The sequence below is a fragment of the Bradyrhizobium sp. CCGB12 genome, assembly GCF_024199845.1.
Classification (GTDB): Bacteria; Pseudomonadota; Alphaproteobacteria; order Rhizobiales; family Xanthobacteraceae; genus Bradyrhizobium.
On sequence record NZ_JANADO010000001.1, the window covers coordinates 4,053,944 to 4,073,698 of the forward strand.

The window sequence follows — 19,755 nt, forward strand, 5'->3', positions numbered from 1 at the left end:
TATGCAATCAGCTTTTCCCGGCAACTAATCGACTGCGGCGGTCATTCCGGATTTGCCCTGTCCGGGCCCTCACCCAATCATGGCAACCACAGCACATCCAACCGAATGAGGATGAGAATGGTCCGGCATCTTCCCACGCTCTCGATCGCGATGTCGGTGACGTCGCTGGCTCTCCTCCTCGCGCGGCCGGCTTCGGCGGAAACCGTCACGCTCGGCATCGGAACGCAGGACACCACGACCAACACGGTGACCGCAGGAGTCGTCATCCGTCAGCTGCATCTCCTCGAAAAATACCTACCGAAGGAGGGCAAATACGCCAAGATCAAGTTCGAGCTGGAATGGCAGAACTTCACCTCCGGCCCGCCCGTCACCAACGCGATGATGGCGAACAAGCTCCAGATCGGCATGATGGGCGACTATCCGCTGATCGTGAACGGCTTCACCTTCGAGAGCAACCCGGAGAGCAAGAGCCGCCTGATCGGCATTGCCGCCTACAGCCTGTCCGGCTCCGGCAACGGCATGGTCGTTCACAAGGACTCGCCCTATTACGATCTCGCCGACCTCAAGGGCAAACTCGTCAGCGTGCCCTTCGGCTCCGCCGCGCACGGCATGGTACTGAAGGCGATGCAGGACCGCGGCTATCCCGCCGACTTCTTCCAGCTGGTCAGCCAGAGCCCCGAGGTTGGCTCGACCAATCTCCAGGAGAAGAAGATCGACGCGCATGCCGATTTCGTTCCCTTCGCCGAGCTCCTGCCGTTCCGCGGCTTCGCGCGAAAGATCTTCGACGGCGTGGAGACCAATCTGCCGACCTTCCACGGCATCGTGGTCCGCACCGATTTCGCAGAGAAATATCCCGAGGTCGTCGTCGCCTATTTCAAGGCGCTGATCGCGGCCAACCAGTGGCTGCGCGACGATCCCAAGCTGGCCGCCGAGAAGATCCAGGAATGGACCGGCATCAACAAGGAAGTCGTCTACATCTTCCTCGGCCCCAGCGGCAACATGACCACCGACCCCACGGTCAAGCCGGCGCTGATCGATGCAGCCACCGCCGACGTCAAGGTGCTGCAAAACCTCGGCCGTATGAAGGAGTTCGATCCGAGGAAATGGGTCGACGACAGCTACATCCGGAAGGCCTATGCCGAGATGAAGCTCGACTACGACGCGCAACTCGCCGGCACGAAGAATTATGAGATCTCCGGCGAGGACAGCTTCTGCAAGAAGCCGATCGCCGATCCGCGCAAGGCCGGCGAGGTCTGGGTCGATGATGCCGGCATCATGCCGTTCTCGTCAGCCAGTTGCACACTCGGCGCCTATGCCGACTACAAGGCCAAGGGCAGGAAGATCAACGTCGCCTACGTCTTCGATACCACCCGCGGCATCAAGCTGTTCGCCGACCAGGCCTTCTTCGCGGTCGGCAACGGCGATGTGGCGCCCTTCCTGCTGAAGAAGGATGCGGAAGCCTATGCCGCCAAGATCAACGGCAAGGTGCTCGGCTTCGAGGATGCGGTGAAGGCAGCGGTCGGCGGAGGCAAGACGTGAGCAGTCCCGCCCTCGTCAGACATCCCGAGGACAGCATGCCGGCAAGTGCAATCGCGGAGACAAGCTCCGTGCCCGTTACCACGCCACCTTCGGCCCCCCCCTCTTTCGGAACGCTCGCCCTGCGCTGGTACCGCCTGAACCAGGGCCGGCTGCGCGCAACCGCGATCGGCATCATCTCGCTGCTCGCCTTCCTGCTGGTCTGGCACCTGCTCACGACCTATCGCGTCGTGTTTTTCGTGCGCTTCACCAACGTGCCCTCGCCGCTCGCGGTCTATGCGAGCTTCACCAAGGCGATCCACGACCCCAAATTCCTGCTGCACATCGCACTGAGCTGCCGGCGCATCTTCATCGGCTTCTCGCTCGCGGCTATCGTCGGCGTGCCGCTCGGCCTGATCATGGGCCGGTTCAAGCTGGTGCATGAGGTGATCTTCCCGGTGGCCGAAGTGCTCAGGCCAATTCCGGCAATCGCCTGGGTACCGATGGCGATCATGCTGTGGCCGACCAACGAGCAGAGCATCGTCTTCATCACCTTCCTCGGCTCGTTCTTCCCGATTCTCGTCAACACGCTGCACGGCATGTCACTGGTCGATCCCGTGCTGGTGCGCGCCGCGCAATGCCTCGGCGCGCGGGAGCGCTCGATCTTCCGCGAGGTCTATTTTCCGGCGTCGCTGCCGCACATCTTCACCGGCCTCACCGTCGGCATGGGCGTCGCCTGGGTGTCGCTGATCGCCGCCGAAATGATCTCCGGGCAATACGGCATCGGCTACTTCACCTGGGAAGCCTACTCGCTGGTCCAGTATGCCGACATCGCGCTCGGCATGATCGCGATCGGTGTGCTCGGCCTCGGATCGAGCCTGCTGATCAGGGGCGCGGGGCAATTGGTAATGCCATGGAGGTCGACATGAGCGAGGCACCTGCGAACCCTCAGAAGGGCCTCGTCGAGGTCAAGAACTTCTCCCTCGCCTACGACACCATCGAGGGGCCGGTTCAGGCCGTCACCGACACGCAGATCCATGTGAAGCCCGGCGAGTTCGTCTCGATCGTCGGGCCCTCCGGCTGCGGAAAATCGACCCTGCTCAACGCGGTCGCCGGCTTCCTCAAGCCGACCACCGGGATCGTCACCGTCGACGGCAAGCGCGTGAACGGCCCCAGCGCCGAACGCGGCATGGTGTTCCAGCAATATTCACTGTTCCCCTGGAAGACGGTGCGGGAGAACGTCGAGTTCGGCCTGAAGATGCGGGGCATGCCGCGTTCGCAGCGCGAGCGCGCCGCCCGCACGCTGCTGGGGCTGGCTGGGCTCGAAGCCTTCGAGAAGCACTATCCGGAAAAGCTGTCCGGTGGCATGAAGCAGCGCGTCGGCATCGTCCGCGCGCTCGCGACGGGCCCGAAAGTGCTGCTGCTCGACGAGCCATTTGGTGCACTTGACGCGCAGACCCGTGTCATCATGCAGCAGATTCTCACCAACATGTGGCAGCGGCTGAAGATCTCGGTGCTGTTCGTCACCCACGATATCGACGAGGCGATCTTCCTCTCCGACCGCGTCTACTGCATGACCGCCCGCCCCGGCTCGATCAAGGCGGAGATCCCGATCCCGCTGGAACGGCCGCGGCAGCAATCGATGATGATGTCGTCGGAATTTTTGGCGCTACGCCGCGGGTTGATGTCGCTGATCCGCGAGGAAAGCCTGAAGGCGATGGGCGGCGAGATCAACGACATGGGCATGCAGGGGCTCAACATCGAGTTGCACGGCCACTCGCTGGCGGATGTGATTTAATTTACCTGTAACGTTTGCGGCAGACGACAGTCTCGTAGCGTGGGCAAAGCGAAGCTGCCCACCACTATCTCGCCTGTTGGAAGATTGTGGGCACGGCGCTTCGCGCCTTTGCCTACCCTACGGCAGTTCTGCCTTGATCACTTGAACCAATGCACCAGCGCGATGCTGATGCCGAGCAGCAGCAGCAGCGACAGCGTCACGGCGGCCGTCACGCGGCCGCCGACATTGGCAAGCACGCGCACGTCGACGCCGAGGCCGAGCGCGGCCATGGAGACCACGGTGAGAAAGCCCGTGATCTTCGTGACCGGCCCGACCACCGTAACCGGCACGATTTCCAGGGACCGCAGGGTCGCGAGCGCGAGAAAGCCGAGGATGAACCACGGTACAAGCCGGAAGAAGCCGACATTGGTCTTCTTGGCACCGCTTTGCCAGCGCGAGGCAACCAGCGACAGCCCGACGACGACGGGACCGAGCATCAGTACACGCATCAGCTTCACCAGCGTGCCGATCTGCGTCGAGACCAGTCCGGCCGGCACCGTCGCGGCCAGCACCTGTGGCACCGCATAGACGGTGAGGCCCGCGAGAATGCCGTACTGCGTCGCCGACAACTGCAACAGCGGAATCAACAGTGGCAGGCCCAGCACCATCATCACGCCGAGGATCGCGGTGAAGGAGATCGAGGATGCGATCTCGTCGTTGTTGGCGCCGATGATCGGCGCCACGGCCGCAATCGCCGAATTGCCGCAGATCGAGTTCCCGCAGGCGATCAGGATCGACAGTCGCGTCGACAGGCCGAGCATCCGGCTGAGACCAAAGGAGACGCAGAGCGCGACCACCACGACTGCGGCGATCGAGGCCAGCAGTGCGATACCCGAGGCGGCAATGGCAGCGAAGCTGATCGAGGCGCCCAGCAGCATGACGGCGACTTCGAGGAGCTGTTTTGCGCTGAAGGCGATCCCGGCCTGCCAGCGTGGCGCCGGTTTCCAGAAGCTGCGGAGCGCCATGCCGAGCAGGATCGCCATGACCAGCGCCTCGACATAGGGATGCTCGAACACGCCCAGCTCTGCCCGCTCCAGCAGGGCCGAGACACCGGCGACCAAAACGCAGAGGAGAATGCCGGGAATCAGCGCCACAATACGGCTGGCGGCGGTGGCCGGCTTGGCATCGGCCGGGCTGGATGCTTGATTCTGCGACACAAATCTCTCCCAGAGGAGAAGGATTTATACGCAGCGCACTCCCGTTGGGAAATAAGTTTTCGACATATCAGGCCCGAGGGAAGTTCTATCCTCAGGCCGGAATAATCGGCCTTAGAAGATCAGGCTCTTGGCGAGCGAAGCGACGCGGCTGAAACCGTCATAGATGCCGGGCTCAAAGAAGGCGGCGCGAGCAAGCACGATACCCGCAACCAGCGACCAGAACAGGCCCGTGCCGGCCCGCAGCAGGAGCTTTGACGTACGCGACCGCGGCTGGGTGTCCGTTGCGGACACCAGTTGCTCGCCGAAGGGTTCAAATCCGGTACGTTCCATGGCTCTGGCCAATCCATCAATTCTGATGGGAATGTCGTCGTTTCGGCCCCAAACGGCAATGGAAGTGATTGGCGTTTTTGTCCTCCGGAAGGGAAACTCCTTCCGTTGGACCAGTCCGGGACAATAGTTTTCTTCTTCCGGCCTATTTGGACACCGGCGTCCCGCCTACAGCGCCAGATATCGCCGCCGGATCGCCTCGTTGGACTTCAGCTCCTCGATGCCGGCGGCGTAGACAATCTGGCCCTTGTCGATGACCGTCGCATGGCTCGCCAGCCCCAGGCAGAAATGCATGTTCTGCTCGGCGATCAGCACGGTCGAACCGAGCGAACGGAGCTGCCGCAAGAGCTCTCCGATCCGCTGCACGATGATCGGCGCGAGGCCCTCGCTCGGCTCATCCAGCAGCAGCAGCGCCGGATTGCCCATCAGCGTGCGCGCAATCGCGAGCATCTGCTGCTCGCCGCCCGAGAGGCGCCCGGCGATGCGATGGCGCAGCGGCTCCAGGAGCGGAAAGACCTCGTAGATGCGCTTGATCGGCCATTCGTCCTGACCTTCCGGCCCGCGCTTCCTGCCGATGACGAGATTGTCCTCGACCGTATGCTCGGGAAAGACCTGACGGTCCTCAGGCACGAAGCCGAGGCCGGCGCGCGCGATCGCGTGCGGCTTCAGGCCGGAAATGACCGCGCCGCGCAAGCTGACCCTGCCCCGCCGCGGCGGCGCCAGCCCCATGATCGCCTTCATGGTCGTCGACTTCCCGGCGCCGTTGCGGCCGAGCAGCGCCATGGTCTCGCCTTGCCGCACCGACAGGCCGACGCCGAACAGGATCTGGCTCGTGCCATAATAGACGTCGAGATCGGCAACTTCGATGACGGCTCCGCTCATGCGACAGCTCCCGCATGTTCGGTGCCGAGATAGGCGTCGATCACAGCGCTGTCGTTGCGGATCTCGTCGGGCGTGCCGGTTGCGAGAATACGGCCGTAGCAGAGCACGACGATCTTTGGGGCGATCTTGAACACGATATCCATGTCATGCTCGATGAAGACGACGGTGATCTTCTGGGTGTCCCAGAGCTCGCGCACCTTGTCGATCATCCGCCAGCGTTCTTCCGGGCCCATGCCGGCGGTGGGCTCGTCCAGCAGCAACACTTTTGGTTCCAGCACCAGAGCCAAGGCGATGTCGAGCAGCTTTTGATCGCCGTGCGACAGCGTTGCGGCGGTGCGATTGCGCTTGCCGGCGAGCCCCAGCAACTCCATCACGTGCTCGGCGCGCTCGCGCGTCTCGGGCAGCGGAAAGCGCTTGTGCAGCACCGCCGACGAACGCTGGTCGGCGCTGACAGCGGCGAGCATGGTCTCCTGCACGGTGAGCGATTTGAAGATGCTGGCAACCTGGAACGCGCGGCCGATGCCGTGGCGGACGATCTCCGGCGGCGAGCGGCCGGCAAGGTCGACGCCGTCGAGCAGCACCTGCCCGGAATCCGGCCTCAACGCACCCGTGATCAGATTGAAGAAGGTGCTCTTGCCCGCGCCATTCGGGCCGATCACCGCGGTGAGCGAGCCGTCGGGGAAGTCAAGCGAGACGTCGTTGGTCGCCTTCACGCCGCCGAAGGATTTTGCGAGATTGCGGATCTCGAGCATGGCTAGCGCCCCTCGCCTGCGCCGCGCCGGTGGGCGAACCATTCCGCGACGAAATCGAGCAGGCCTTTGCGCAGGCCCAGCGCGAAGAACAGGATGACGATCCCGAGCACGATGCCGTGGTACTCGGTGAAGCGCGTGACGGTGTCGTTGAGCAGAAGCAGCAGCACGGTCCCGACCATCGGCCCCAAAAAGGTCGAGACGCCGCCGAGCATGTTGATGAAGATGCCCTCCCCCGAGATCGTCCAATAGGCGAATTCCGGATAGGCGCCGGACACGAACAGCGCCATCACCATGCCGCCCATCGACGCGAACAGCGCCGCCAGCACGAACACGGTGAGTTTTGCCCGCCAGACGTCGATGCCGAGGAAGCTCGCGCGCGCGGCGTTGTCGCGGATCATGCGGAGCGTGTAGCCGAATGGCGATTGCGCGATCTGGCGCATTGCGAGCAGACCGAGGATCAACAGCGCGCAACTCGCGATGTAGAGATGGACGTGGTTGGCAAGATTGATCCCGAGGAATACGGGGCGCGGAATGCCGCCGCGCAGGCCCTGGTCGCCACCGGTGAACGAGGCCCAGGACAGGATGGTCGAGTGGATCAGCATCTGGAAGGCGAGCGTGACGAAGGCAAAGTAGATCTCCTTCAGCCGCACGCAGATTGCGCCAATGGCAGCGGCGATCACCGCCGTGATCGCCAGCGTCGCCACGAAGGCGACCGGAATGGGAACGCCGAGCTTCTGCATGATCAGGCCGAAACTGTAGGCGCCGAGGCCGAAGAACATGCCGTGACCGAACGAGGTCAGGCCGGTGTAGCCGACAAGGAGATTGAGCGAGGTCGCAAACAGGCCGTAGGCGGAACAGCGGATGACGAAATCGAACAGCGCCTTGCTGCCGGTGAAGAGCGGCAGGCTCGCCAGCACCGCGAAGGCAATCAGCGCGATCAGCACGTCGCGATAGCGCTGAAGCGCGGCGCCGTTGCGTACCGGCGCCAGTCGCTCGGCGCGTCCGGCCTCCAGTTCGGTCATGCCGCCTCCTTGCCGAACAGGCCGGTGGGCTTTGAGACCAGCACGATCACCATGAACAGATACATCAACCCTTCCGTGAACAAGGGAAAGCCGAGCGAACCGAACGACCTGATCAGGCCGAGCAGCAGCGCGCCGATCAGCGCGCCCAGGATCGAACCCATGCCGCCGATCACGGTGACGATGAAGGATTCGATCAGTACCGAAAATCCCATGCCTGGGGTCAGCGATCGCACGGGCGCGGCGAGCGCGCCGGCAAGTCCCGCCAGCATGCCGCCGAGCGCGAAAACGCCGCCATAGATCAGACCGGTGTTGATGCCGAGCGCCGACACCATGCCGGGGTTATGCGCGGCGGCGCGGATCACCTTGCCGATCCGGCTGCGCGAGAGCCCGATGCCGAGCACGATGGCCGCGAGAAGCGCGACGCCGATCAGCAGGAGATAATAAGGCGGCACCACGCCGCCGGCGATGAACAGCGGCATCACCTGGAACGCCGCCGGCATTCCCATCGACTTGAATTCCGGTCCCCAGATGATGCGCACGACATCGTCGAAGATCAGCACGAAGGCATAGCAGACGAGCAGCTGCATCAGCACGTCCGCGCCATAGACGCGGCTCATGAAGACGCGCTCGAAGATCAGGCCGAGGATGGCGGTGCCGGCCGCGCCCGCCAGCATCGCGAGCGCAAAGCTGCCGGTGAGCTGATAAGCCGTCATCGCGAAATAGGCGCCGAACATGTAGAAGGCGCCGTGGCTGAAATTGACGACCTTGAGTACGCCGAAGATCAGCGTCAGCCCGACCGCCACGAGAAACAGAAGCATGCCGATGATGAGGCCGCTGGTGGTCTGCGTCACCAGGCAGGCGGAGCTGGAGAGACAGCCGGCAAGCGCATCGAGATCCACAGGAACACTTTCATTGTCGTGCGCCGGAGCCGGCGCGGAGAACGAAACGAAGGCGGAGACGATTGTCCGTCCCCGCCTTGCGTGTGATCAGGTGTAGCCCTTGCTCTTTTTCCACTCAGCCTCGAGCTCGAAGATGGTCTTCCAGTCGCCGGCCTTGACCTCGGGCACGTAGGGCTCCTGCGGGATCGTCGTGCCCCAGCCGATGGCGTAGCCGACCAGCGTGTGGTCATCGCCGCGCATCGTCACGGTGCCGTCGGCGCCAAACGGGCACTTGATGGTGAGGCCCTTCAGCACCTCAGCGAGCTTCTTGCCGTCGGCCGAGTTCGCCTTCTTGGCGGCTTCGGCCAGGAACATCACTGCGGTTGCGTTCTGCCACGACCAGTTGGTCGGATACTCGTTGTACTTCGCCTTGTAAGCATCGCCCCAGGCGGCGTTCTCCGGCGTGGTCGGGAAGGTCTTGATGTAGCGGTTGCCGGAGTGGATGCCCTTGGGCAGGTTCTTGACCACGGTGAGCGCGGTGTAGTCGGCCATGTTGACCGCGAACACCTCCATCTGGCTGAACATCGCGTAGATGTTGGCCTGGTCGATGTAGGAGGTGAGATCGCCGCCCCACAGGCAGGAGTACAGAGCCTGCGGCTTGGCCTGAAGGATCTTCGTCACCACCTCGGTGTAGTCGGGCTGGAACAGTTTTGGCCAGGACTCGCTGATGATTTCGACGTCGGGTGCGAAGCGCTTCAGATACAGCGTGAATTCGCCGGTGGTGTCGCGGCCGTAGGCATAGTCGGGCGAACAAGTCGCCCATTTCTTCAGGCCCTTGGCTTTCGCGATCGAGGCGGCATAGCTGCCGCCGACGATGGAATCGTGGATGCCCTGGCGCACGCAGCGGAATGCGTTCGGGATGTGCTGCTTGGGATCGGCCGTCAGCGAAGACGCCTCCGAGCAGGTGTGGATGCAGAGCACGCCGAGATCGCGCGCCACTTCATGCACCGCGAACGACCCGGAGGACGCTTCGCCGTCGAGCAGCAACTCGCAGCCGTCGGTGTTGACGAGTTCGCGCGCGACGCGGGCGGCTTCCTGCGGCTGGCCCTTGGAGTCGCGGATCACCATTTCGATTTGCCGGCCGGCGAGACCGCCGGCGGCGTTGACCTTCTCGACCTCGAGCATGACGGCATTGCGCGAGGACGTGCCGAGCTGCGCGACGCGCCCCGACAAAATCGTTGGCATACCGATCTTGATGGTTTTGGCTTGCGCCCGCGCCACCCAGGGCGCGGCAAAAGTCATCGCACCGGCGCCCATCAGCGCCAGTGTTGAACGGCGGCTGATGCCCGGCCTGCGGGTTCTCGTCATTTTCCCCTCCCTCTTTCGGGTCGGCGTTTCCAAATCCCTGTCGGAGATCGTCTCGTCTCCGTGTTCACAACAATTTCAGAGGCAGGGGGTGACGTCAAGACAAACATGAACTATGAGTCATAATTCAGAAATGACTAGCCGGCGCCGGCAAGCGCCCTGAAAACTGCGCAATGATCAACCTGTCGAGCTTCATCGCCTTTCACGCCCAGCGCACGCCGGACCGGCCTGCGCTGAAATATCGCGGCGAGGAGGTTTCCTACGCGGTCTTCGACGCGCGCATCCGGCACGCCGCCGGCTGGCTCGCGGCGCAGGGCATCGGCCCCGGCGACGTCGTGGCCGTGCTGATGAAGAACAGCGCGGCGTTCCTGGAACTGGTCTTCGCTACCAGCCATCTCGGCGCGGTGTTCCTGCCGATCAATTTTCGCCTGTCGCGCGACGAGGTCGGCTACATCGCTGGCAATGCCGGCGCGCGGCTTCTGATCGCTGACGAGGAATTGGTCGCGAACGCGGCGGGGGCGGAGATCGTTGTGCTCGACGAGGTCGCGCAGCAGAGCATCACGCGCCTCGCAGGCGAGGTAACGGCGGCACCGATGCACGCGCGTCAGCCATCCGACCTGATGCGGCTGATGTACACCTCGGGCACGACCGACCGCCCCAAAGGCGTGATGCTTACCTACGAGAATTTCTACTGGAAGTCGGCGGACCAGACGATCGCGCTCGGCCTCAGCGCCGACACGCGTCTTCTCGTCGTCGGCCCGCTCTATCACGTCGGCGCGCTCGATTTGCCCGGCGTCGCCGTGCTCTGGCATGGCGGCTTCATCCGCATCGAACGCAATTTCGAGCCGGAGACGGCGCTTGCGGCCATCGCAGAGGACAAGCTTGACGCCGCATGGTTCGCGCCGGTCATGACCACCGCGATGCTGACCTGTCCGACCCGCGACCGCTACGACGTCTCCAGCCTGAAATGGGCGATCGGCGGCGGCGAGAAGACGCCGGAGCTGCGCATCCGTGCCTTCTCGGAATACTTCCGCAGCGCGCGCTACATCGACGCCTATGGCCTCACCGAGACCGTCGGCGGCGACACGTTCATGGAGGCCGGCCGCGAGATCGAGAAGATCGGCTCGACCGGGCGCGCCATCGCCCACGTCGAGATCGAGATCCGCGACGAGGATGGCAAGACGCTGCCGCCGAACGTCAATGGCGAGATCTGCCTGCGCGGGCCGAAGGTCACGCGCGGCTATTGGAGGGATCCGGAGAAGACGGCGTCTGCCTTCTTCGGCGACTGGTTCCGCAGCGGCGACGTCGGCTATCTCGACGACGACGGCTTCCTGTATCTCACCGACCGCAAGAAGGACATGATCATCTCCGGCGGCGAAAATATCGCCTCCTCCGAGGTCGAGCGTGTCATCTATGAGCTGGCGGAGGTGCGCGAGGTCGCGGTGATCGGCCTGCGCGATGCCCGCTGGGGCGAGCGGCCGGTCGCCATCGTCGTGCTGGCCGAAGGTACGAGCCTCGAGCTTCCTGCCCTCACTGCGCATTGCCGCACGCGGCTGGCGAGCTTCAAGGTGCCGAAACAGCTCGTCATCCGCGACAGCCTGCCCCGCAATCCATCCGGAAAGATCCTCAAGCGCGTGCTGCGCGCCGAACTGGAGACCGTGGCATGACGCAACGCCCCGCGACCGCGAAGGTGACAAAACTCAACCGCGTCGAGCGCAACGCCTGGACCAAGCAGAAGATCTTCGACGCCGCCACCAAGGTCGTCGGCAAGCATGGCTATGCCGAAGCATCCGTGGCGCGCATCACCGAACAGGCCGGCGTCGCGCAAGGCACCTTCTACAATCATTTCGAGAACCGGCAGGAGCTGCTCGACCAGCTTCTGCCCAAGATCGGTCTCGACATGGTCGAGTTCATCCGCGCGCGCACCGGCACGGCGGATGCGGCGCGGCAGGAGATCACGCGCTTCGCCGCCTTCTTCGATTTCATCCGTGAGGTCCCGGAATTCCTGCGCATCCTCAACGAGGCCGAGTTCTTCGCGCCCGTCGGCTACCAGAAGCATCTCGACAACATCGCGACCGCCTACGTGCGCATCCTGCGCCGGGCTCGTCTTGCAGGCGCGATCGAGGACTATAGCGACGAGGAATTCGAGGCCATCGTTCACATGCTGATGGGCTCGCGCGGTTATCTCAGCCGACGCTATTCCTATTCGAAAGCCGGCGTCACCACGGTGCCCGATCACGTCATCTCCGCCTATCGCAAGCTGATGACGCGCGGCCTCTTCACTGCCTCCGGAGATCAGGACACGCCATGAACATCGCATCTCCACACATGCCGCTCGATCTCGCCTCCGCCATCGCCGAAGGCGACATCCGCTGTCTCTTGATGGTGCTGGTGCATATGACCGGCGATGAACGCTGGCTCGCGCCGCCCTATCTGCCCAAGCGCGACATCCGCCTCATCCCCGATCCCGAGGCCGGCGTGCCCCGGGAAGTCCAGGACGAGATCCGCACCGCGGTGGTCGAGCTCTTCGCCAAGGGCACGCCGAAGCCCTTCATGACCGACCCCGGCGAGGAGTTGCTGCTGAAGATGATGCGCGCCTGTCTCGGCGAGAATGTCGCGCCGGAATATGCCCCGTTGATGCGCGAGGAGATGGGCTTCGTGCCGCGCGAGGCACGCTGGACCAGACGCCCCTCCGACGCAAAGCTCGCCGAGCAGCACGTGCTGATCGTCGGCGCCGGCGTCTGCGCCATCGCGCTCGGCGTGGCGCTCGGCCATCTCGGCATCCCCTACACCATCGTCGAGAAGAACGCCGAGCTCGGCGGCACCTGGTGGATCAACCGCTATCCCGGCTGCGGCGTCGATACGCCGAACCACTCCTATTCTTACTCATTCGGCTCCGGAAATGAATGGACGCGCTATTTCTGCCAGCGCGAGGAACTGCTCGGTTATCTCCAGAAAGTCGCGAACGAATACGGCATCCGCAAGCATCTTCGGGTCAACACCGAGCTGACCTCGTCACGCTGGGACGAAGGCAAGCGGCGCTGGATATCGACGCTCAAGACGAAGAATGGCGAGGAGATTTTCGAATCCACCGCGCTGGTCTCGGCCATCGGCCAGCTCAACGATCCCTCTCGCGCCCGCTTCAAGGGCGAGGACAACTTCAAGGGAACGATCCTGCACTCGGCGCTGTGGTCGAGCGACGTCAAGCTCGACGGAAAGCATGTCGCCGTGATCGGCACCGGCGCGACGTCGATGCAGCTGGTGCCGTCGATCGCCGGCCGCGTTGCCTCCGTCACGGTCTATCAGCGCAGCGCGCAGTGGGCGCGGCCGGTGAAAGGTTATGCCGACCCGATCAGCGAAGGCGCACGCTGGCTGCTCGCGCATCTGCCATTCTATGTGCAGTGGTACCGCTTCAACATGTTCTGGCGCTACGGCGACGGTCTCCTGCCCTTCCTGCGCAAGGATCCGGCCTGGCCGCATCCCGAGCGCGCCGTCAACAAGGGCAACGACCGGCACCGCCAGGAGCTGACCGACTTCATCCTGTCCGAGCTCAAGAACCGGCCCGACCTGATCGAAAAATGCGTGCCGACCTACCCGCCCTACGGCAAGCGCATCCTGCTCGACAACAACTGGTTCAAGACCTTGACGCGGGACAATGTCGAGCTCGTCACCGACCCGATCGATCATTTCGACGAAGGCGGCATCGTCACCGCGGACGGCAGCCACCGTCCCGCTGACATCATCGTCGTTGCGACCGGCTTCAAGGTCACGGAGATGGCGGCGCGCCTCAACATCAGCGGCCGTGGCGGCAAGGATTTGCGCGAGGCCTGGGCCAACGACAACCCGACTGCATTCCTCGGCCTCACCGTGCCTGATTTTCCGAACTTCTTTTGCATGCTCGGCCCGAATTCAGGTCCTGCCCATGGCGGCAGCGTCATCTTCCAGTCGGAATGCCAGAGCCGCTACATCGCAGCGTGCCTTGCCGACATGATCGAGCACGACGTCACCGCCATCGACGTCCGCCAGGATGTGCTCGACGAATATGTGCAGAAGGTCGACGCCGAGCACGAGGCCATGATCTGGACTCATCCGGGCATGAGCACCTACTACCGCAACAGCAGCGGCCGCGTGTTTTCGGCGATGCCGTGGCGGTTCGTGGATTACTGGCGCATGACGCATGATCCGGATCTGAGGCAGTACAAGCTGACGAGGGGGTGATCGCGCCTTACTCTCACCAGTCGTCATTGCGGGCGGAGCGAAGCAATCCAGAATCTTTCCGCGGAGGGACTCTGGATTGCTTCGCTGCGCTCGCAATGACAAAACTGGCCGCTCTGTTCAGGCCGCCAGCCCGCTCTCCACAAACTCCAGCCCGAGACTCTCCGCGACCGCCTTGTTCGTAATCCGGCCGCGATGCACGTTGAGCCCGTTGCGCAGATGCGGGTCTTCCAGCACCGCGGCAAAACCCTTGTTGGCGAGCATCAGGCCGAAAGGCAGCGTCGCGTTGTTCAGCGCCTGGCTCGACGTCACCGGTACCGCACCGGGCATATTGGCGACGCAATAATGCACGACACCGTCGACCTCGTAGGTCGGCTCCGTGTGCGTGGTCGGATGCGAAGTTTCGAAACAGCCGCCCTGGTCGATGGCGACGTCGACCAGCACCGCGCCAGGCTGCATCGATGTCAACATCGCGCGGGTGACGAGCTTCGGCGCGCTCGCCCCCGGCACCAGCACCGCGCCGATCACGACGTCGGCAGCGAAGACCTCCTCCTCGACCGACTCGATCGTCGAGAAGCGGGTGCGCACCCGTCCGAGAAAGAGATCATCCAGCTGGCGCAGACGAGGAATCGAACGGTCGATCACCGTAACTTCGGCGCCGAGCCCTGCGGCCATACGTGCCGCCTGCGTTCCCACCACGCCGCCGCCGAGCACGACGACGCGCGCCGGCTGCACACCGGGGACGCCGCCCAGCAGCAGGCCACGACCGCCAGCGGATCGCCTGAGTGCGGCGCCGGCAGCCTCGATGGCGAGGCGGCCGGCGACTTCGCTCATCGGTGCGAGCAGCGGGAGGTGACCGCTCGCGTCCGTGACGGTCTCATAGGCGATCGCGGTGCAGCCGGAGGCAAGCAGGCCCTTGGCCTGCTCCGGATCCGGCGCAAGATGGAGATAAGTGAACAGAATCTGGTTTTCGGTGAGCTGGGCCCATTCGCTTTTCTGCGGCTCCTTCACCTTCACGATCATGTCGGACTTGGCGAAGATTTCGCGGGCGCTTTCGGCAATCGCGGCCCCTGCCCGCCGATAAATCTCATCGGCGGCGCCGACGCCGCTGCCGGCGCCGGTCTCGACCGTCACGTGGTGCCCAGCCGCGACATATTCACGGACCGCGCCCGGAGTGAGCCCGACGCGATATTCCTGCACCTTGATCTCCTTGGGAACACCGACGCGCATCTTCTGCTCCTCCTCCAACGCATTGATTCCGTTCATCATCGTAGCGATGGCGGCGGTTTGGTTTCGTGCAAATATCCGCTAGGTTCGCCCCTGGCGCGCCGGTTTCCGGCGCGGAAATGTCCTTTGACGCTGGAAACAAAACCTTGGCCCTCGACCGGAAAGACCTCGCCATCCTCGCGGAACTCACGACCAATGCGCGGGCCAGCCACACCGAGCTTGCCAACAAGATTGGCCTCTCGAGCACGGCGATGGCACGGCGGCAGAAGGCATTGGAGGACGACGGCTATATCCAGGCCTATCAGGCCGCGCTCGATCTGGCGCAGTTTGGTCTCACGACGACGGTGCTGGTCCGGATCGCGCTGGAGAGCCAGAGCGACGATGCGCTGAGCGCGTTCGAGGCGGAGGTGGTGAAATGTCCCTCCGTTGTGCGCTGCTTCCTGATGTCGGGGACCGACGACTACATCCTGATCGTGCTCGCCCGCGACATCCAGGATTTCGAGCGCATCCACCGCACCGAGCTGTCGCGGCTGCCGCGCGTCGCCCGGGTGCAATCCAGCTTCGCGCTGCGTGAGGTCGTCAACCGCGCCGTGCCGACCGTGGTATTCGGCGAGGCGAAGCGCTGACCGCTTCATCGCGGGCGCCATAATCCCGGCAAGGAACCAAGCGGCTGGTTGTCCGTTGGAGGCCATGGCAAGCGGAGGCGACGGCGCCTCCGCGTCAGCACGGCTGACGTCTCGGCTTGGTCGCCGTCGCAGGGAGCAGGACATGAGCGATGCCACGCATGAGCTTCCCGAACGCATTCCCATTCGTCTCGTCGTCAATGGCATCGGCCACGAGCTCGATCTCATGCCCTGGACTACGCTCCTGGACGCGTTGCGCGATCACCTCGAACTGACCGGCACCAAGAAGGGGTGCGATCACGGTCAATGCGGCGCTTGTACCGTTCTGGTCGACGGCCGGCGCGTCAATTCATGCCTGACGCTCGCTGTCATGAAGGATGGCGCCGAGATCACGACGATCGAAGGCTTGGCTAAGAATGGCGCGCTGCATCCCCTGCAACAGGCCTTCATCGACCACGACGCCTTTCAGTGCGGCTATTGCACGCCGGGACAGATTTGCTCGGCGACCGGCCTTCTGGCCGAAGGTCACGCCCGGGATGCCGACGAGATCAGAGAGCTGATGAGCGGAAATCTCTGCCGCTGCGGCGCCTATCCGAACATCGTCGCCGCGATCCAGCAGGCAATGGGCCGGCCATGAACAACTTCCAATATTCCCGCGCCACCGATATCGCCGACGCCATCCGCCTGCTGGCCGCCGATCCCGGCGCAAAGCTGATTGCCGGCGGCACCAACCTGATTGACTTGATGAAGGAAAATGTCGAGCAGCCCTCCCGGCTGATCGACATTTCCCGCCTGCCGCTCCGCGATATCGAGGAGACCGCCGACGGCGGCCTGCGCATCGGCGCCTTGGTGCCGAACTCCGATCTCGCCTACCATCCGCTGATCGAGCAGCGCTATCCACTGCTCGCCAGCGCCATCCTGGCCGGCGCCTCCGCGCAACTGCGCAACATGGCCTCGGTCGGCGGCAATCTGATGCAACGAACGCGGTGCGCCTATTTCTATGACACGACGACGGCTTGCAACAAGCGAAGCCCCGGCACCGGCTGCTCGGCACTCGATGGCCTCAACCGCAACCACGCAATCCTCGGCACCAGCACGTCCTGCATCGCGACCAATCCATCCGACATGAGCGTGGCGCTGGCCGCGCTCGGCGCGCTCGTGCACATCGCAGGCCGCACCGGTCAGCGCACCATCGCGCTGACCGATTTCCATCGGCTTCCAGAGGCCAAGCCTCATGTCGATACAAATCTCGGCAGCGGCGAGATCATCACCGCAGTCGAGCTCCCGCCGCACAGCTTTGCCAAGAACTACAGCTATCTGAAGATCCGCGATCGGCTTTCCTATGCCTTTGCCTTGGTCTCGGTCGCAGCCGCGCTCGAACTGGAGGGCAACGCAATCAGCGAAGCGCGCCTTGCGCTCGGCGGCGTGGCCCACAAGCCCTGGCGAAGCCTCGAGGCCGAAGCGGCGTTACGCGGCCAGGAGGCAACGCCGGATCATTTTGGGCGCGCCGCGGATCTGCTGCTCCAGGGAGCAACCGCTCGCTCGCATAATGGCTTCAAGATCGAGCTCGCGCGCCGAGCCGTCGTGCGTACGCTGATGCAGGCCGCAAGCGCCACGCCCCAATCACAAGCTCACAAGAAGATCGCGTGAGGGCCCGATGAACGCCTATGTCGGAACACCAACGTCGCGGGTCGATGGCCGGGCCAAAGTCACTGGTGCCGCCAAATATGCCGGCGAATTCACAACAGACCGTCTCCTCCATGGCTTCGTCGTCGAGGCCACCATTCCGCGCGGGCGCATCGCTCGCCTCGACACCAGCGACGCGCTGAACGTGAAGGGCGTAGTCGACGTGCTCACCCATGCGCATCGCCCGCCCCTCGCCGACAAGGACGAAGCCTGGAGGGACGAGGTCGCCCCGGAGGGTTCGCCGTTCCGTCCCCTTTATGACGACAGGATCAAGTTCAACGGCCAGCCGATCGCACTGGTCGTGGCTGAGGACTGGGAGACCGCCAAGTTCGCCGCAACCCGCGTTCGGGTTGAATACGAGCAGGAGGCGTTTGCGACGGATCTCGAATCCGAACATGGCAGAACCGGCAAGGTGGACCAGCCGCACAAGCCGCGCGGCAACGCCGCTGCGGCGTTAGCTGGAGCCGCCGTACGACACCAGGCGGATTACGTCCTCCCGAACGAGCATCACAACCCGATGGAGCTCTATGCGACCACGGTGGTCCGGGACGGCAGCGGCAGGCTTACAGTCTACGACAAGACGCAAGGCGTCCAGAACGTCCACAAATATCTATGCAGCGTGTTCAACAAGAAGCCCGATGATCTCCGCGTGGTCTCGCCCTATGTCGGCGGCGCCTTCGGATCCGGTTTGCGGCCGCAGTACCAGGTGGTGCTGGCGATGCTTGCCGCGATCGAACTCAAGCGATCCGTTCGTGTCGTGCTGACACGACAGCAGATGTACGGGCTCGGCTACCGCCCGATGACCATCGAGCGCGTCGCGCTCGGCGCAAGGCCCGACGGCACGCTCGATGCCGTCACGCACGAGGCCACCGCCGTGACTTCGCGCTACGAGGATTTTTCGCGCAATGACAGCGGCTGGGCAGAACAGCTGTACAAGAGCCCGAACAGCCTCTACTCCCACAAGCTCGTCGATCTCGACGTCTCCACACCCTGCGACATGCGCGCGCCCGGCGCCGCATCCGGTGTCTGCGCGCTCGAATGCGCCATGGACGAGCTGGCCGTTGCGCTTAAGCTCGATCCGATCGAGCTGCGGCTGAAGTGCTATTCGGACCGCGACCAGAGCGAAGGCCTGCCCTACACCAGCAAGCAGCTGCGCGAATGCTACACACGCGGCGCGGAAGCCTTCGGCTGGGCCCGGCGCAATTCCGCCCCGCGCTCCATGCGCGATGGCAAGGAACTGGTCGGCTGGGGCATGGCGACGGGCGTCTGGGAAGCCCTCCAGATGCCGGTTGCAGTTCGCATCGTGTTGACATCGAACGGCCATGCCGAGGTATCCTGCGCCGCGTCTGACATCGGCACCGGCACCTACACCATCGTCGCACAGGTGGCCGCCGACGCACTCGGGCTGCCGATCGAGAATATCGACGTCAAGCTTGCCGACTCGACCTTGCCACAGGCCCCGGTCGAAGGAGGTTCCTGGATGGCGGCGTCGAGCGCGCACGCCGTGCTGGGCGCGGCCGAGGACATTCGCCAGGAGCTCGCGCGTCTCGCCAAGGCGATTCCTGCTTCGCCCCTCGGCGGCGTCGATGTGCCCGACGTGATCCTTGTCGATGGCACGATCGCCAAGGCCGCCGACAAGGTCCGCGCCGTCTCGATCGCCGATGCGATGCGCCACGGCAAGCTGGAGCGCATCGAGAAGCAGAAGCTCAATCATTTCGCAGAGGACAAGTCGCACGCGCGCAACACCCATTCGGCAGTCTTCGCCGAGGTCAAGGTCGACGAGCAGCTCGGCGTCATCCGCGTCACGCGAGTCGTGAGCGCGGTCGCGGCCGGGCGCATCCTGAACACCAAGACTGGCCGCAGTCAGATCATGGGCGGCGTGGTCTGGGGAATCGGAATGGCGCTGCACGAGGAGACGGTGATGGATCACCGCTTCGGCCGGATCATGAACGCGAACATCGCCGAGTATCACATTCCCGTAAATGCCGACGTTCACGACATCGACGTCATCTTCGTCGACGAGCCCGACGATCTCATCAACAGGCTGGGCGTCAAGGGCCTTGGCGAAATCGGCATCGTCGGTGTGCCTGCGGCGATCGCGAATGCGGTCTATCACGCGACTGGCAAACGCGTCCGGCGTTTCCCGGTCACACTGGACAAAATACTGGACTGAGGCCGCAGGCACTCGAACCCTCCCGCGGCACTCAGGTTCTTGTCATCGAATTGTCATCGAATGTGCCGAGAGCTGTATCTCCTGCACATTCGGGAC

At 63.9% G+C, this 19,755-nt stretch carries 18 protein-coding genes; 10 read left to right on the forward strand and 8 right to left on the reverse strand.

Features of this window, described 5'->3' with window-relative positions:
- The first annotated feature begins 117 nt into the window (after nt 1–117).
- Genes NLM27_RS19095 through NLM27_RS19105 form a run of 3 tightly spaced genes read left to right on the forward strand, consistent with a single transcriptional unit; the run spans nt 118 to nt 3,313 of the window.
- Complete coding sequence (locus tag NLM27_RS19095; RefSeq protein ID WP_254144778.1) at nt 118–1,539, forward strand: ABC transporter substrate-binding protein; 1,422 nt, start codon at nt 118–120, stop codon at nt 1,537–1,539.
- On the forward strand, nt 1,536–2,444 hold the full coding sequence (locus NLM27_RS19100; protein ID WP_254144779.1) for an ABC transporter permease: 909 nt from the start codon (nt 1,536–1,538) through the stop codon (nt 2,442–2,444). The genes NLM27_RS19095 and NLM27_RS19100 overlap by 4 nt, the downstream gene beginning before the upstream one ends.
- On the forward strand, nt 2,429–3,313 hold the full coding sequence (locus tag NLM27_RS19105) for an ABC transporter ATP-binding protein (protein WP_375142256.1): 885 nt from the start codon (nt 2,429–2,431) through the stop codon (nt 3,311–3,313). The genes NLM27_RS19100 and NLM27_RS19105 overlap by 16 nt, the downstream gene beginning before the upstream one ends.
- A gap of 137 nt (nt 3,314–3,450) precedes the next feature.
- Here the strand turns inward: NLM27_RS19105 and NLM27_RS19110 are convergent, their stop codons facing one another.
- The 7 genes from NLM27_RS19110 to NLM27_RS19140 all read right to left on the reverse strand — a co-directional run bounded on the left by NLM27_RS19110 (nt 3,451) and on the right by NLM27_RS19140 (nt 9,738).
- A complete protein-coding gene (locus tag NLM27_RS19110) occupies nt 3,451–4,509 on the reverse strand; it encodes a putative sulfate exporter family transporter (RefSeq protein ID WP_254144781.1) in 1,059 nt (352 codons plus the stop codon).
- Nucleotides 4,510–4,620: 111 nt separating this feature from the next.
- Complete coding sequence (locus NLM27_RS19115; RefSeq protein WP_091892324.1) at nt 4,621–4,839, reverse strand: hypothetical protein; 219 nt, start codon at nt 4,837–4,839, stop codon at nt 4,621–4,623.
- 165 nt (nt 4,840–5,004) lie between these two features.
- Nucleotides 5,005–5,718, reverse strand: a complete 714-nt coding sequence (locus NLM27_RS19120; protein ID WP_254144782.1) for an ABC transporter ATP-binding protein — start codon at nt 5,716–5,718, stop codon at nt 5,005–5,007.
- Complete coding sequence (locus NLM27_RS19125) at nt 5,715–6,470, reverse strand: ABC transporter ATP-binding protein (RefSeq protein ID WP_254144783.1); 756 nt, start codon at nt 6,468–6,470, stop codon at nt 5,715–5,717. The genes NLM27_RS19120 and NLM27_RS19125 overlap by 4 nt, the downstream gene beginning before the upstream one ends.
- 2 nt (nt 6,471–6,472) lie before the next feature.
- Nucleotides 6,473–7,492 carry a branched-chain amino acid ABC transporter permease gene (locus NLM27_RS19130; RefSeq protein ID WP_254144784.1) on the reverse strand — a complete coding sequence of 340 codons (1,020 nt, stop codon included), beginning with the start codon at nt 7,490–7,492 and terminating at the stop codon, nt 6,473–6,475.
- On the reverse strand, nt 7,489–8,391 hold the full coding sequence (locus tag NLM27_RS19135; protein WP_254144785.1) for a branched-chain amino acid ABC transporter permease: 903 nt from the start codon (nt 8,389–8,391) through the stop codon (nt 7,489–7,491). Before NLM27_RS19135 ends, NLM27_RS19130 begins: the two co-directional genes overlap by 4 nt.
- 87 nt (nt 8,392–8,478) lie before the next feature.
- Complete coding sequence (locus tag NLM27_RS19140) at nt 8,479–9,738, reverse strand: ABC transporter substrate-binding protein (protein WP_254144786.1); 1,260 nt, start codon at nt 9,736–9,738, stop codon at nt 8,479–8,481.
- Between the two features lie 170 nt (nt 9,739–9,908).
- On the opposite strand from NLM27_RS19140, the gene NLM27_RS19145 reads away from it, so the two are divergent.
- The 3 genes from NLM27_RS19145 to NLM27_RS19155 are packed head-to-tail and all read left to right on the forward strand — an operon-like array spanning nt 9,909 to nt 13,953.
- Entirely contained in the window at nt 9,909–11,402 is a 1,494-nt protein-coding gene (locus tag NLM27_RS19145; RefSeq protein WP_254144787.1) for an AMP-binding protein, read from the forward strand.
- Nucleotides 11,399–12,046, forward strand: coding sequence for a TetR/AcrR family transcriptional regulator (locus NLM27_RS19150; protein ID WP_254144788.1), 648 nt, complete (start codon nt 11,399–11,401; stop codon nt 12,044–12,046). The genes NLM27_RS19145 and NLM27_RS19150 overlap by 4 nt, the downstream gene beginning before the upstream one ends.
- Nucleotides 12,043–13,953: an NAD(P)/FAD-dependent oxidoreductase gene (locus NLM27_RS19155; RefSeq protein ID WP_254144789.1), complete on the forward strand. Its 1,911-nt coding sequence runs from the start codon at nt 12,043–12,045 to the stop codon at nt 13,951–13,953. Before NLM27_RS19150 ends, NLM27_RS19155 begins: the two co-directional genes overlap by 4 nt.
- 117 nt (nt 13,954–14,070) lie before the next feature.
- On the opposite strand, the gene ald is transcribed toward NLM27_RS19155, so the two are convergent.
- Nucleotides 14,071–15,180 (reverse strand): alanine dehydrogenase, encoded by a 1,110-nt coding sequence (gene ald / locus NLM27_RS19160; protein WP_254144790.1) that lies wholly within the window; start codon nt 15,178–15,180, stop codon nt 14,071–14,073.
- Nucleotides 15,181–15,323: 143 nt separating this feature from the next.
- On the opposite strand from ald, the gene NLM27_RS19165 reads away from it, so the two are divergent.
- The 4 genes from NLM27_RS19165 (at nt 15,324) to NLM27_RS19180 (ending at nt 19,659) form a co-directional block, all read left to right on the forward strand.
- Nucleotides 15,324–15,803, forward strand: a complete 480-nt coding sequence (locus tag NLM27_RS19165) for an Lrp/AsnC family transcriptional regulator (RefSeq protein ID WP_254144791.1) — start codon at nt 15,324–15,326, stop codon at nt 15,801–15,803.
- Between the two features lie 142 nt (nt 15,804–15,945).
- Nucleotides 15,946–16,437 carry a (2Fe-2S)-binding protein gene (locus NLM27_RS19170; protein WP_254144792.1) on the forward strand — a complete coding sequence of 164 codons (492 nt, stop codon included), beginning with the start codon at nt 15,946–15,948 and terminating at the stop codon, nt 16,435–16,437.
- Nucleotides 16,434–17,450, forward strand: a complete 1,017-nt coding sequence (locus tag NLM27_RS19175) for a xanthine dehydrogenase family protein subunit M (protein WP_254144793.1) — start codon at nt 16,434–16,436, stop codon at nt 17,448–17,450. The genes NLM27_RS19170 and NLM27_RS19175 overlap by 4 nt, the downstream gene beginning before the upstream one ends.
- Before the next feature lie 7 nt (nt 17,451–17,457).
- On the forward strand, nt 17,458–19,659 hold the full coding sequence (locus tag NLM27_RS19180; RefSeq protein WP_254144794.1) for a xanthine dehydrogenase family protein molybdopterin-binding subunit: 2,202 nt from the start codon (nt 17,458–17,460) through the stop codon (nt 19,657–19,659).
- The last annotated feature ends 96 nt before the right edge of the window (nt 19,660–19,755 follow it).

Excerpts from the sequence above, each read along its gene's own strand:
- NLM27_RS19170 (WP_254144792.1), top strand. The coding sequence starts at position 15,946 with ATGAGCGATGCCACGCATGAGCTTCCCGAACGCATTCCCATTCGTCTC.
- NLM27_RS19095 (WP_254144778.1), top strand. The coding sequence starts at position 118 with ATGGTCCGGCATCTTCCCACGCTCTCGATCGCGATGTCGGTGACGTCG.
- NLM27_RS19180 (WP_254144794.1), top strand. The coding sequence starts at position 17,458 with ATGAACGCCTATGTCGGAACACCAACGTCGCGGGTCGATGGCCGGGCC.
- NLM27_RS19150 (WP_254144788.1), top strand. The coding sequence starts at position 11,399 with ATGACGCAACGCCCCGCGACCGCGAAGGTGACAAAACTCAACCGCGTC.
- NLM27_RS19105 (WP_375142256.1), top strand. The coding sequence starts at position 2,429 with ATGGAGGTCGACATGAGCGAGGCACCTGCGAACCCTCAGAAGGGCCTC.
- NLM27_RS19115 (WP_091892324.1), bottom strand. The coding sequence starts at position 4,839 with ATGGAACGTACCGGATTTGAACCCTTCGGCGAGCAACTGGTGTCCGCA.
- NLM27_RS19125 (WP_254144783.1), bottom strand. The coding sequence starts at position 6,470 with ATGCTCGAGATCCGCAATCTCGCAAAATCCTTCGGCGGCGTGAAGGCG.
- NLM27_RS19120 (WP_254144782.1), bottom strand. The coding sequence starts at position 5,718 with ATGAGCGGAGCCGTCATCGAAGTTGCCGATCTCGACGTCTATTATGGC.
- NLM27_RS19175 (WP_254144793.1), top strand. The coding sequence starts at position 16,434 with ATGAACAACTTCCAATATTCCCGCGCCACCGATATCGCCGACGCCATC.
- NLM27_RS19140 (WP_254144786.1), bottom strand. The coding sequence starts at position 9,738 with ATGACGAGAACCCGCAGGCCGGGCATCAGCCGCCGTTCAACACTGGCG.
- NLM27_RS19155 (WP_254144789.1), top strand. The coding sequence starts at position 12,043 with ATGAACATCGCATCTCCACACATGCCGCTCGATCTCGCCTCCGCCATC.
- ald (WP_254144790.1), bottom strand. The coding sequence starts at position 15,180 with ATGCGCGTCGGTGTTCCCAAGGAGATCAAGGTGCAGGAATATCGCGTC.
- NLM27_RS19145 (WP_254144787.1), top strand. The coding sequence starts at position 9,909 with ATGATCAACCTGTCGAGCTTCATCGCCTTTCACGCCCAGCGCACGCCG.
- NLM27_RS19130 (WP_254144784.1), bottom strand. The coding sequence starts at position 7,492 with ATGACCGAACTGGAGGCCGGACGCGCCGAGCGACTGGCGCCGGTACGC.